We start from the raw sequence: 13277 nt of genomic DNA on the forward strand, positions 1-13277 counted from the left end.
ATTATTTAACGCAACGTTAAGATTTAGTATCTTTTCCAGAAATTACGTTCTTGATGGGCCTTGATACAAAAGCCATCATTAAAATGATGTATTCAAAATGAAGCGAAGACATTTTTTAAAAAGGGTTTCTATTTCTAGCTTGGGGATGTCTATAGTCCCCTCTCTATTTACTTTTGCCGAAACCTCCGAGACCACAAAAAACAACATGACCATATCACAAAAAAAGAAACCCATTGCCATTTGCACTTGGGCATTTAAAAATGCAACCGCAATGGCAGGTGAAGCGCTATCAAAAGGCGCAAAGGCTCTGGATGCTGCAGTTATTGGCGCCGAGGTGGAAGAAAACAACTTAAAAAACACTACCGTGGGTAAAGGCGGCACACCAGACCGTGAAGGTAACGTGACCTTAGATGCTTGTGTGATGGATAGTAATGGCGATTGTGGCGCCGTGGTTTGTGTAGAGCATATTACCAACGTTGCTGCATTGGCAAAAAAGGTCATGACCGAAACACCACATGTGATGCTCTCGGGGAAAGGTGCCGAAGAATTTGGATACCAGCAAGGTTTTAAAAAAGAAGAACTGTTAACTCCAAGTTCCATAGAAGCTTTTGAGGCTTGGAAAAAATCGCCAGAATACAAACCCATTATCAATATTGAAAATCACGATACCATTGGGATGCTGTGTATGGATGAAGATGGCGATATTGCTGGCGCCTGTTCTACTTCTGGTTTGTCCTATAAAATGAAGGGCCGTATTGGCGACTCGCCCATTATTGGTTCTGGTCTTTTTATAGACAATGAGATTGGCGGTGCTGCAGCTACAGGCCTAGGAGAAGAGGTCATGAAAACCGTAGGCAGTTTCCTTATTGTAGAACTGATGCGAAATGGCATGTCTCCTCAACAAGCCTGTAAGGAGGCGGTAGAGCGCATTGTAAAAAAGAACAAGGGCTATAAAGACTTTCAAATTGCCTATATCGCCATGAACAAGGCTGGCGAAGTGGGTTCTTATTGCATTCATAAGGGATTCAGTTACATGACCTATAAAGATGGCGAAAATACAGAGACCGCTTCCCAGTCTTATATCAAAGATTAGATAACGATCTCCTAAAACATTAAAACCATTTTAAGGTCAAGTCCACCAACTTCTGTTTAAAAGACGTGTAAGGCGGCGTTAATAAATCAACAGCGCCAAAAGTGTGCTGTTTTAAAATGGAGCGCTGATTGGTAAATTCCAAAAACCCAAAATAACCGTGCGATTTTCCAATCCCGCTATGATTGCTTCCCCCAAAAGGCAAGTTGTGATTAAGGTATTGCAATAAATTGTGATTGATGCATGTCCCGCCTGCCCTCGTATTATTGATCATAAATTGCACATTCTTTTTATGCTTACTAAACATGTATAAGGCCAAAGGTTTTTCTCGTTCATTAATATAAGAGGCCACATCCTCTAATTTCGAAAAGCTTTTTATGGGCAGAATAGGTCCAAAAATCTCATTCTGCATGAGGTCACTGTCATCGGTGGGATCTAGAACCAATGTGGGCTCGATGTAATTCTGTTTTTCTTCGGAAGCTCCGCCATGAACAATCTCTAGGTTTCTAACCTTCGCATCATCTAAATAGCCCGACAGCCTTTTAAAGTGTTTTTGATTCACAATTCGGGCGTAAGATTCAGAAGTTGATGGATTAGAGCCATAGTGTTCCGTGAGTGACTCCTTAAACGTTTTCAGAAAAGTATCTTTAACCGATTGGTGTACAAAAACATAATCTGGCGCAATGCAGGTTTGTCCGCAATTGACAAACTTTCCGAAGATAATTCGTTTTACCGCACGAGCTATATCTGCAGTATCATCGACAATAACCGGAGACTTACCGCCTAACTCTAAAGTTACCGAGCTCAGATGTTTTGAGGCCGCTTTCATTACAATCTTTCCTACTTGTGGTGATCCTGTGAAAAATATATGATTAAAAGGAAGCTTGAGCAACTCTGTAGACGTCTCAACTTCCCCTTGCACCAAAGCCACCTCATCGGTATTAAAAATAGCAGTGATCATTTTTGACATGACGTTTGACGCATTGGGCGTCATTTCGCTAGGTTTTATGATGACGGTATTGCCTGCAGCAATAGCTGACACCAATGGACCTAATGTTAGGTTGATGGGAAAATTCCATGGGGATATGATGAGGCACACCCCTTTAGGCTCATTCTTGATCCAAGAGGAGCTCCCCAAAAGCGCTATTGGTGTATCGACCTTTTGCCGACCTAACCAAGATTTTAATTGGCCCTTTACAAATTTGATCTCATCTATAACGGGATAGATCTCTGTAAGGTCTGTTTCTAAATGTGGTTTTCTAAAGTCTTTATAGAGCGCTTCCCGAATCTCCTGTTTAAAATCAACTTCTAAGGCCTTCTTTAAAGCATTTAACTTTTTGACACGTGCTTTATAGGATGTATTCCCCACCTTAAACTGATTTGATTTCTGCGACTCAAAAAGTGCCGCGTGCATGTTATCTGTATAATCTTTCATTTAAACGTCAACGTGTTTATTGGGCTGCGAGCCTTATTTGTGTATTTCATCGATGTTTTTGGCGTCGGCTTTCAGAACAGCCAAAATATAATCGGTTTAACTAATATATTCATTTTCAGCCAACATGTTCTCTTTCTTTGTAATGAGTTTGAATCTAAGCACACAGTATATCATGAAAAAAGCAATCTTAATTTTAGCATTTATTTCTTTACCACTTATCACTTTTGCTCAAGTAGAAACAACAACTGCTGCAACTGAGATTTCTGTGGAAAAAGACATTAAAGAAACCACTTCTGAAGCTAAAAGCATGACGTTAAAGGCTGATTCAAATTCAACTGCAAAATCTCAACTTTTGAAAATCAATCGTAAAAAGAGTTCTGAGATCATTAGCATTAAAGCTTACAGAAAAAGTTTACAGATTAAAGTGAAGGAAGTAAAACTTTGCTAGTCTAAGACACAAAACTCATAAATAAAAAAATCCGAAAGTTGATACTTTCGGATTTTTTTATGGGCTCTTTTCAAGGTTTATTCAAATACCAATTCTCCTTTTGCCTCCAACTCCTTAAATTTCTTCACCAAGTCTAGAGCATCAGGGATCACATCACTACAAAGAATGATCAACGATCCTTTTGTAGCCGTTTTAACTGCATGGGTAATGGCTTCTTTTTCAGAAGGGATCACTGTGGTCTTTTTATTTGGGTCTTTCATAAGGATGCCATCTCTCAACATCTTGATCAATTCATCCTCAGTCTTCCCTCTCAATTGCTTGTCTTGACGAATAATGATTTCATCAAACATTTCCGCAGCAATACTTCCCATCTCATTATTATCTTCTACCCTACGATCGCCAATACCTGCAATGATTCCCACTTTTACCGTGGCATCCAATGCATCTGTAAATTTTTGAAGCGCGCGCATGCCCGCAGGATTATGGGCATAATCCAACAGAATGGAGAAGTTTTTAAACTCAAATAAATTTAAGCGTCCTGGTGTTTGGGAAGCTGAGGGAATAAAGGTTTCTAAACCTGCTTTCATATCCTCAATGCTGATGCCTTGCACATGAGCCGCAAGAATAGCTGCCAATACATTCTGAATCATAAATGGCGCTTTACCACCATAGGTTAATGGTATATTTTCGGCACTCATGATGCGCATCTTCCATTCGCCTCTGCAAATGGTAACATACCCATTTTCGTACACTGCTGTAATTCCGTTTAAGCGTTGCATGGCCTTGATTCTTGGGTGATGCTCATCCATAGAAAACAAAGCAATATTACAATTAAGATTGCGTCTCATATCATACACCAAATCGTCATCGGCATTAAGAATCGCGTAGCCATCGGGCAATACGGTTTCTGGGACAACGCCTTTTACTTTTGCCAATTGCTCAATGGTATGGATGCCTTTAAGCCCCAAGTGATCGGCAGCAATGTTGGTAACAATGGCGACATCACATTTTTTAAATCCAAGACCTGCTCTTAACAAGCCGCCTCGAGCACATTCTAAAACGGCAAAATTTACGGTGGGATCTCTTAGTACAAATTCTGCACTTGTTGGTCCGGTGCAATCTCCCGTCATCAATAATCGGTTTTGGATGTAAACCCCGTCACTCGTGGTGTACCCCACCCGATAGCCTTTCATTTTGGCCATGTGGGCAACTAATCTTGAGGTGGTGGTTTTTCCGTTAGTGCCGGTAATCGCTACTATAGGAATACGTCCTGTTTCGCCATAATTAGGAAAGAGCTTATCTATAACTGGTGCCGCAACATTTCTCGGCAATCCTGTGGTTGGTGCCAAGTGCATTCTAAATCCTGGTCCCGCATTGACCTCGAGCACTGCGCCTCCAGTTTCAGAGAGTGGTAAGGTAATATCATTGGTCATGATATCAATCCCACAGATATCTAAATCTATAATTTTTGAGATGCGCTCTGCCATAGAGACGTTTGCAGGGTGAACAATATCTGTAATATCTTCTGCCGTACCTCCTGTACTCAGGTTGGCGGTATCTTTTAACAGCAATCGTTCGCCTTCTGGCAAGACACTGTCTAGCGTATACCCCGCATCTTTTATAATGGTTTTGGTCAAATCATTGACACTAATTTGTGTCAACACATTCTCATGGCCATACCCACGTCTCGGGTCTTTATTGACCTCAAGAATCAGCTCGTTAACCGTTGATTTGCCATTACCAACCACATGGGCCGGTGTTCGTTTTGCAGCCGCAACGAGTTTATGGTTAATCACTAAAAGTCGGTGGTCTTCCCCAGTAATATATTTTTCTACAATAACACGTCTCGACACTGCTTTAGCGGCATGAAATGCAACCAAAGCATCTTCGTAATTCTGAATATCTACAGTAATACCGCGTCCATGGTTACCATCAATGGGTTTCATAACCAACGGATAGCCCACATATTTACATGAGGCCTCTAAACTACTTTCTCTACTAATAATGTCGCCACGGGGCACGGCAACCTCAGCTTGTTCCAGTAAATATTTAGTATCCTCTTTATCGCAGGCCAACTCCACACCAATACTACTGGTATCACTGGTAACTGTGGCTTGTATTCGTTTTTGATTGGCACCGTATCCTAATTGTACCAAAGAGTATTTATTAAGACGAATCCAAGGAATGCCTCGTGATTGGGCTTCTTCAACTATAGAACCAGTACTTGGGCCCAAGCGCTCCTTTTCACGAAGTTCACGCATGTGCTGGATGTCGTTATCCATATCGTACTCTTCTGCAGCAATCAAGGCTTCGCAAATATCAACTGCCATTTTAGCGGCGTATCGCCCTACGCTTTCTTCTTCATATGAAAATACCACGTTGTACACGCCTTTCTCTCCATAGCCTCGCGTTCTGCCAAATCCAGTATCCATGCCAGCTAAGGTTTGGATTTCTAAAGCGATATGCTCTACAATATGCCCCATCCAAGTACCTTCTTCTACCCGCTCAAAAAAACCGCCGGCAGTACCTACAGAGCAACGGTGTGAATACATTGTGGGAAACATCTTTTGAAGTCGTTCTGAAAATCCGGGAATTTCATTGGAAGGATACTCTTCCATCTTTTCTAGATCTAGAACCATCACTATTAATTTATGGCGTCTTACAGACCAATAGTTTGGACCTCTCATTGCATTGATTTCCCGTATTTTCATGTAGTTTTCAGTTATAAGGTGAGTTACGTTTCTTTTTTGAATAGTCATAAATATAAAATAATTTGACCAAATAAGCTTATTTTTGCAGCCGTATTGCCACTATTTACAACATATCTAATTTTGGCTTATTAAAATTGATGAAATGATAAAAGGAACGCTTATTCCTATTGGCGGAAATGAAGATAAGGGACTTACAGACGACGACTCCTACACCCTGGATTATGTCAAAGAAGGCATCTTGCATCATGTGGTGGTAGAAAGCGGAGGCGTTAACGCCAAGATTTTGGTCTTGCCTGCAGCATCCAGTATCCCTGTTGAAGTTGGTGATAATTACCTCACCGCTTTTGACACTTTAGGTTGTACTGACGTTACAGTTATACAAACCAACAACCCTAAAGAAACCGATGCTCCAGAACATTTAGAGCTTTTAGAAGCTGCCGATTGTGTGATGTTTTCTGGTGGTGATCAATCTAAAATAAGTCGGAAAATTAGAGGCACAAAATTTCACGAGTTACTTCTGAAAAAGTACAACACTGAAAAGTTTGTAATCGCCGGTACAAGTGCTGGTGCCATGGTGATGGCCGAAGAAATGATTACGGGCGGAAGTGCCAAAGAGGCCTTTCTCAAAGGCGCTGTACGCATGCATAAAGGCTTGTCCTTAATTCCAGAATTGATCATTGACACCCATTTTATACAACGCGGGCGTTTTGGCAGAATTACCGAAGCGGTTGCTCAGTTTCCAGAATTAATAGGACTAGGACTTGCCGAAGACACCGGATTAATCATTAAGAACAATTGGTTTGAAGTGATTGGGTCTGGAATGGTGATTGTTTTTGACGGGAGACGCATTCGGCATAATAACCATGCCATCTTAAATGAGGGCACACCCATGTCTCTAGTTGGTTTGAGAACTCACATTTTGTCTAACGGAGACCGTTTCAACATAAAAAAGAAAAAGGTAGAGGTCCTACCAATGACATCCCCCTTTGTCTAGCTCCAAATTAAAAGGATTAAAACGCTTACATCCTATTATTCCTTATGGTATAACTCGCTAATTGCGCTATATTTTATGGCGCAATTAGCTGGATTCTTTTATTTTAAAATTGTCCTAAATTAGTTCATATCCTATTTCGGCTCATCCATGGATTACCTACGGACTATCTAGTGAGTATCTAGGGAGTACCGATTTATGATTTTTAACGATTTGCGCCAACACAACTGACCCGTTTCAAATATGATTTCGTTTAAACTTTTTCGATTGGCTAAAAATTGGCCTTTTTCATCCACTTTTTGTCATTTTTTCCTTCTATAACGATGCTATACAATTCAAAAATGACTTCATTTGGGCAAGTAACATCTAATGTTCACTTCAATCTAAAACTTTTGAATAAATGTATATTGGAGCAAAGAATTAAGAAACCACCATGCCATCTTGCATGAGGGGGTACCCCCAATGTCTATAGTTGGTTTAAGAACGCACATTTTGTCTAACGGAAACCGTTTCGACATAAAAAAGAAAAAGGTAGAGGCCCTACCAATGACATCCCTCTTTGTCTAGCTTTTACAAGCCCTTCTATTTATAAATAGCAATGGTTTCTGTGCCTTCTGAAGATCTAGAGGCACGGTACATGCCTTCCGTATTAAAGGGCATGGCAATATTACCTTTGGCGTCTACAGCAATTAAACCGCCGTCGCCACCTATTTCTGCAACTCGGGTATGAATCACTTCTTTGGCAGCAGCCTCCAAGCTCATCTGTTTGTGTTCTATTAAGCAAGCCACATCGTAAGCCACCACGCCTCGAATAAAAAACTCGCCACTACCCGTACAACTAATCGCACAGGTTTTATTATGAGCATAGTTGCCTGCACCAATCATCGGGCTATCGCCTACACGTCCCCATTTTTTATTGGTCATCCCACCGGTAGAAGTGGCTGCCGCAATATTCCCGTCTTTATCACAGGCCACAGCGCCAACCGTCCCAAATTTTGAGTCCTTTTTTGTAGAATGATCTAATTGAAAGGTATCGGTGTCTTTTAAATCTAACCACTGTTGGTGACGCAGTTCATCATAAAAATAAGATGTGTCTTCTAAGGCATAGTTCAAATCTTTGGCAAAAGCCATGGCTCCTTCACCAGCTAAAAATACGTGCTCGCTCTTTTCCATAACATCACGAGCCAAACTTACGGGGTTTTTTATACCTGTAATTAAACTCACTGCGCCTGCATTCAACGTCTTACCATCCATGATACTGGCGTCCATTTCATGAGTTTCGGTAGCGGTAAAAACGGCTCCTTTTCCTGCGTTAAATAAAGGCGAATCCTCTAAGATTTGAACAGCTCGCTCAACGGCATCAACGGCCGTGCCTCCCTGCTCAAGAAGCTCATACCCTGTAGTTAAGGCGCTTTTTAATGCGGCTCTATATTTGGCCTCTAGTTCTGGCGTCATCATCCCTTTGACCAAAGTACCTGCTCCGCCGTGAATGGCGATAGAAAATGTATTCATAGCTAATTAATTTCTGCTGCAAAGATAAGCGATGTGTCTAAAAAATTGAACTTTCACAGACCAAGTTTAGGGCTTTAAAACGGTTTGGGTCTATCCAATTTTTCGTAGTTTTATAAACTTCAAAATGTATACAAATGTCAGATCAAAAACGCCTTTTTCTAGTTGATGCCTATGCGCTCATTTTCCGAGGCTACTATGCTTTTATAAAAAATCCAAGAATCAACTCCAAGGGCCAAGATACCTCAGCCATTATGGGGTTTATGAATTCGCTTTTAGATGTTATCAAACGTGAGCGCCCAGACCATTTGGCAGTATGTTTTGATAAAGGCGGCAGTGTAGACCGAGTAGAAATGTACGAAGAATACAAGGCCAACAGAGACGAAACGCCTGAGGGCATTAAAACCGCCATTCCTCATATTTGTGAGATTCTTGAGGCCATGCACATTCCCATTATGGTAAAAGAAGGTTATGAGGCCGATGATGTGATTGGCACACTTTCTCGACAAGCAGAAAAAGAAGGCTATAAAACCTTTATGGTCACCCCAGACAAGGATTTTGCCCAATTGGTGACCGAAAATATCTTTATGTACCGTCCAAAATCGTTTGGTGGCGGCTACGAAACTTGGGGCATCCCTGAGGTTCAGAAAAAATTTGAAGTTGAGCGTCCAGAGCAGGTTATCGACTTTTTGGGGATGATGGGTGATGCCTCTGATAATATCCCAGGACTTCCTGGTGTGGGTGAAAAGACCGCTAAAAAATTCATTAAGCAATTTGGTTCTATGGAAGGGCTTTTGGCCAATACCGACCAGCTTAAAGGCAAAATGAAAGAAAAAATTGAGGCCAATAATGAGCTGGGCTTACTGTCAAAACAGTTGGCCACCATCATGTTGGATGTTCCCGTAACCTTTAACGCTGAAGACTTTGAACTATCTGAACCCGATATCGAAAAGGTAAAAGACATCTTTCAGGAGCTGGAGTTTAGACGTTTGCTAGACAACTTTATAAAAACCTTTGCGCCTCAAGAGGATGCCGCCCAAAACAATGGCGCTTCCACTTCAGCCAAAGCACAAACATCGAATGCTTCGGAAAGCACGATTTCGGAAGCTGGCGCAGGACAATTCAGTTTATTTGGTGGGTCGCCCAGTGATGCGCCTTCCTCGGCAAACCAAAGTCAAGCCACCAACCAAGACGGCCGACAAACAGCTGCCACGGTTTCTCATTTTTACCAAAGTGTAGCGCCTGGAATGGCCACCACCTTATTTGTGAAGACCCTGATGTCTCAAACCTCTGTGTGTTTTGACACCGAAACTACCGGCTTAAACCCATTAACCGCAGAGCTGGTTGGGATTGCCTTTTCATGGGAGGCCGGCAAAGGCTTTTACGTCCCATTTCCGAAGGAAAAAGAAAAAGCCCAAGAGCTCATTGAAATCTTAAGACCCTTTTTTGAAAGTGAGTCTATCGAGAAAATAGGCCAAAATCTCAAGTACGATATTAAAGTATTGGCCAAGTACCAGATTGAGGTCAAGGGGAAATTGTTTGACACCATGTTGGCGCACTACCTCATCAATCCAGATATGCGACACAATATGGAGGTGCTGGCTGAAACTTATTTAAACTATACCCCAATTTCCATTACCGAATTGATTGGCAAAAAAGGCAAGAACCAACTCTCAATGCGTGACGTGCCTTTAGAACAGCAAACCGAATACGGCGTTGAAGATGCTGACATCACACTACAACTCAAAAAGCATTTTGAAAAAGAACTGGGCGATGCCAATACCCAAACCTTATTTGATGATATTGAGGTGCCACTACTTCGGGTTTTGGCGGCTATGGAATTGGAAGGTATTAATTTAGATACCAAATTTCTTGACTCCCTTTCTGAAGCGCTCAATACTGATATTGCAAATTTAGAACAGCAGATTTACGAGGCCGCTGGCGAAGAATTTAACATTGCCTCACCCAAACAATTGGGCGTGATTCTTTTTGAAAAATTAAAACTGGTAGACAAGCCCAAAAAGACCAAAACCGGTCAATATTCTACTGCCGAAGATGTGTTGAGCTATTTGGCCAAAGATCATGACATTATTCAAAATGTGTTAGACTATCGCGGGCTCGCCAAATTAAAGAGTACCTATGTAGATGCCCTGCCCACCCAAGTAGAAGAGAGTACCGGCAGAGTGCATACCGATTATATGCAAACCGTTGCCGCTACTGGCAGGTTGAGCAGCAACAATCCTAACTTACAGAACATCCCGATACGTACAGAACGCGGCAGGCAGGTGCGTAAGGCTTTTGTACCAAGAAACGACGATTACATCTTACTTGCTGCCGATTATTCACAAATAGAACTGCGTATTATTGCAGCCTTGAGTGAAGAGGAAACCATGATGGAAGCCTTTAAAAACGGGGAGGACATTCATGCCTCTACCGCTTCAAAAGTATTTAACGTGCCAATCGAAGAGGTCTCTAGAGCACAACGTAGCAATGCCAAAACCGTCAACTTTGGGATCATTTATGGAGTTTCTGCCTTTGGGTTGAGCAACCAAACCGATTTATCCCGTGCCGAATCCAAGGAGTTGATAGACACTTATTACGAGACCTACCCTAAACTGAAAGCCTATATGGGCAAGCAAGTTGACTTTGCCCGAGATAATGGTTACGTGCAAACCGTTTTGGGGCGCCGTCGGTATTTAAAAGACATCAATTCTCGTAATGCTGTGGTACGTGGTGCGGCAGAGCGTAATGCGGTAAATGCGCCCATTCAAGGGAGCGCGGCCGACATTATTAAGTTGGCGATGATCAATATTTATAACAAATTACACGACGGAAACTTTAAAACCAAAATGCTCTTACAAGTGCATGATGAATTGGTATTTGATGTGTACAAGCCTGAATTGGAAGAAATGAAAACTCTAATCAAAACTGAGATGGAAGGTGCTTTTAAAATGAGCGTTCCTTTGGATGTTGAAGTTGGCGTTGGTGATGATTGGTTGGAAGCGCATTAGGAATCATTTCGTTATATTGTAACAAAAAAATTAATTTATGGCAAATAAATACTTGGATTATATATCTGACGAACATCTTTTGTTCTGTGTTGAAAATTTATATAATTCATATCAAAAGGCTAAAGCTAATATTAGTAAAACTAAATTTTACAAAAACAAAATCGATACATTTAAATTAACTTTTGACTCTAAATTCAATGATTTAGATGAACAAACCTTAATTAAGACCGAAATTAATCGCCAGATCGATAAATCCATCAATAACTCCATTGGTACATTTCATGAAGAAGTACTTGGGGTAGTTGAGGGTTATGAAATAGGTAAATTTAGCGGATTTGATATTAAAGCAAAGGATGACACTTTATTCGCCGATATTAAGAATAAGCACAATACAATGAATAGTAGCTCTGCTGAAAGTCTTTTTCAAAAATTAGCCACTTATGCAGATCGTTATAAACAGGCAAAGTGCTATTGGGTTCAAATTTTAGCTAAAGGAAGTTTTTGTGAAAAATGGTTAGGTGATATAAATGGCAAAGAGTATAGTCATAGTAGAGTATATAAAATATCTGGAGATCAATTCTACCAATTAGTAACGGGAAATGAAAAAGCTTTTTTTGAATTATATTCTATCTTGCCAAAAGTAATCAATGATTTTATTGATACTAAAGAAGATAATAAAGGGAATAAAGATTCGGCCTTGAAAGAAATTACTGAAAGTGCGAGTGAAAGCAAACGTTCTATTTTAAACGAAATAACTTTTGAAAATTATAGCTATTATTTAGGATTCAATAGACTACAATAATAATTATTTAAAAACTTCACAATAGAATAACCTATTTCCTTACCTAAATTACAAGGAACGGCATTTCCTATTTGCTTATACTGTTGGGATACTGATCCAGCAAAATTCCATTCATCAGGAAATGTTTGTATACGTGCATATTCACGAACAGTAAAAGGCCTTGTTTCATCTGGATGGCATCTTTCCGTTTGTTTTTGAGCAGGGCTACATGTTAATGTTAAACTTGGTTCATCCCAACCAATACGCCTTGCCATACCTGTTTTGCCACCTCCTAAGTAAAAACTTTTACCCATATACTCTTTTTGTAACTCTAAAGGCAAATCTCTCCAATAGCCTTTTGGAGGCACTAAATCAAGAACTTCCTTTTTGTGCTGGGGATATTTTGAGCCTTCCGATTTAGGTACATTGGATTTATATAGTTTTCCTTTCTTTAGAGCATCAGACAAATTATAAATTGTTTGGTATGGTTTAGGATATTCATATCTGACATCTATATCTTTTCTTACTCCAACTAAAATCAATCGCTCTCGTTTCTGTGGAACCTTATAATTAACTGCTTTCAATACCTTTACAGGCATGACATTATAGCCAATTTCATCAAGAATGGAAATCATGCCTTTCAATGTATCGCCTTTTTCATGAGATAGTAAACCCTTTACGTTTTCACCGATGCATATAGGCGGATTAACCTCTTTAACAGCACGAGCAAATTCATAAAACAAAGTGCCTCTAGCATCTTCTAACCCTAATTTTTTTCCAGCGTAACTAAAAGCTTGGCAAGGAAAACCACCAGTAACTATATCAACTTCGCCATTAAATTCTTCAAAATTAAAAGACTTTATATCGCCTTCTAAAACATTCCAACTTGGTCTATTCTCTCGAAGAGTTTGGCAAGCCCATCTATCAATTTCATTTAAAGCAGCACACTTTACTCCTGCCTTTTCAAGTCCAATCGCTAAACCGCCTGCTCCTGCAAATAATTCGAGAACCTTATATTCTTTTAGTGGCTTTTCATAATTATCTACTACCTCGTCAAGGTCGTCAAACAAAGGTTTTAAAAGATTATTAATATCATCTTTTTTATATATACGATATTCGCTTATAGGTTCTCTGAAGGCAGGAAGTTTACCTTCCTTATCCCATCTTCTCAAAGTTTCTTTACTTTTACCTAATAGCTCTGCAGCTTCCGAAAGCGAATAACAATCTTTTATAACCATACTATACAACCTTATACAAGGGTTACAAATTTAAAAAAGTTTTTTAATTAATTACAAAATATT

At 40.2% G+C, this 13277-nt stretch carries 9 protein-coding genes; 5 read left to right on the plus strand and 4 right to left on the minus strand.

The genetic code is table 11. From position 1 onward, the window contains the following. The first annotated feature begins 97 nt into the window (after window positions 1-97). Window positions 98-1093, plus strand: coding sequence for an isoaspartyl peptidase/L-asparaginase family protein (locus P176_RS0107100; protein WP_026754051.1), 996 nt, complete (start codon window positions 98-100; stop codon window positions 1091-1093). Between the two features lie 19 nt (window positions 1094-1112). On the opposite strand, the gene P176_RS0107105 is transcribed toward P176_RS0107100, so the two are convergent. Next, complete coding sequence (locus P176_RS0107105) at window positions 1113-2525, minus strand: aldehyde dehydrogenase family protein (RefSeq protein WP_026754052.1); 1413 nt, start codon at window positions 2523-2525, stop codon at window positions 1113-1115. 172 nt (window positions 2526-2697) lie between these two features. Between P176_RS0107105 and P176_RS0107110 the strand changes: the two genes are divergently transcribed. Then, the gene (locus P176_RS0107110; RefSeq protein WP_026754053.1) at window positions 2698-2973 is read left to right on the plus strand and encodes a hypothetical protein; all 276 of its coding nucleotides are present in this window, start codon (window positions 2698-2700) and stop codon (window positions 2971-2973) included. Between the two features lie 77 nt (window positions 2974-3050). Here the strand turns inward: P176_RS0107110 and cphA are convergent, their stop codons facing one another. Then, window positions 3051-5684 carry a cyanophycin synthetase gene (cphA, locus tag P176_RS0107115; protein ID WP_026754054.1) on the minus strand — a complete coding sequence of 878 codons (2634 nt, stop codon included), beginning with the start codon at window positions 5682-5684 and terminating at the stop codon, window positions 3051-3053. A gap of 142 nt (window positions 5685-5826) precedes the next feature. On the opposite strand from cphA, the gene P176_RS0107120 reads away from it, so the two are divergent. Further along, entirely contained in the window at window positions 5827-6678 is an 852-nt protein-coding gene (locus tag P176_RS0107120) for a cyanophycinase (RefSeq protein WP_037348788.1), read from the plus strand. A gap of 579 nt (window positions 6679-7257) precedes the next feature. Here the strand turns inward: P176_RS0107120 and P176_RS0107125 are convergent. Further along, window positions 7258-8187, minus strand: coding sequence for an isoaspartyl peptidase/L-asparaginase family protein (locus tag P176_RS0107125; protein ID WP_026754056.1), 930 nt, complete (start codon window positions 8185-8187; stop codon window positions 7258-7260). Window positions 8188-8321: 134 nt separating this feature from the next. Between P176_RS0107125 and polA the strand changes: the two genes are divergently transcribed. Continuing rightward, window positions 8322-11195, plus strand: a complete 2874-nt coding sequence (gene polA, locus P176_RS0107130) for a DNA polymerase I (RefSeq protein ID WP_026754057.1) — start codon at window positions 8322-8324, stop codon at window positions 11193-11195. A gap of 37 nt (window positions 11196-11232) precedes the next feature. Further along, complete coding sequence (locus tag P176_RS0107135; protein WP_026754058.1) at window positions 11233-11997, plus strand: Eco47II family restriction endonuclease; 765 nt, start codon at window positions 11233-11235, stop codon at window positions 11995-11997. On the opposite strand, the gene dcm is transcribed toward P176_RS0107135, so the two are convergent. Then, window positions 11970-13214: a DNA (cytosine-5-)-methyltransferase gene (dcm, locus tag P176_RS0107140; protein WP_026754059.1), complete on the minus strand. Its 1245-nt coding sequence runs from the start codon at window positions 13212-13214 to the stop codon at window positions 11970-11972. The two genes, P176_RS0107135 and dcm, sit on opposite strands and share 28 nt — an antisense overlap. Between the last annotated feature and the right edge of the window lie 63 nt (window positions 13215-13277).

Origin of the sequence: Sediminibacter sp. Hel_I_10, from assembly GCF_000688335.1 — a bacterium.
GTDB lineage: Bacteria > Bacteroidota > Bacteroidia > Flavobacteriales > Flavobacteriaceae > Psychroserpens.

Bases quoted from the DNA above. Each gene is read 5' to 3' on its own strand.
- P176_RS0107100 (WP_026754051.1), top strand. From the start codon at position 98: ATGAAGCGAAGACATTTTTTAAAAAGGGTTTCTATTTCTAGCTTGGGG.
- P176_RS0107120 (WP_037348788.1), top strand. From the start codon at position 5,827: ATGATAAAAGGAACGCTTATTCCTATTGGCGGAAATGAAGATAAGGGA.
- cphA (WP_026754054.1), bottom strand. From the start codon at position 5,684: ATGAAAATACGGGAAATCAATGCAATGAGAGGTCCAAACTATTGGTCT.
- polA (WP_026754057.1), top strand. From the start codon at position 8,322: ATGTCAGATCAAAAACGCCTTTTTCTAGTTGATGCCTATGCGCTCATT.
- P176_RS0107110 (WP_026754053.1), top strand. From the start codon at position 2,698: ATGAAAAAAGCAATCTTAATTTTAGCATTTATTTCTTTACCACTTATC.
- dcm (WP_026754059.1), bottom strand. From the start codon at position 13,214: ATGGTTATAAAAGATTGTTATTCGCTTTCGGAAGCTGCAGAGCTATTA.
- P176_RS0107135 (WP_026754058.1), top strand. From the start codon at position 11,233: ATGGCAAATAAATACTTGGATTATATATCTGACGAACATCTTTTGTTC.
- P176_RS0107105 (WP_026754052.1), bottom strand. From the start codon at position 2,525: ATGAAAGATTATACAGATAACATGCACGCGGCACTTTTTGAGTCGCAG.
- P176_RS0107125 (WP_026754056.1), bottom strand. From the start codon at position 8,187: ATGAATACATTTTCTATCGCCATTCACGGCGGAGCAGGTACTTTGGTC.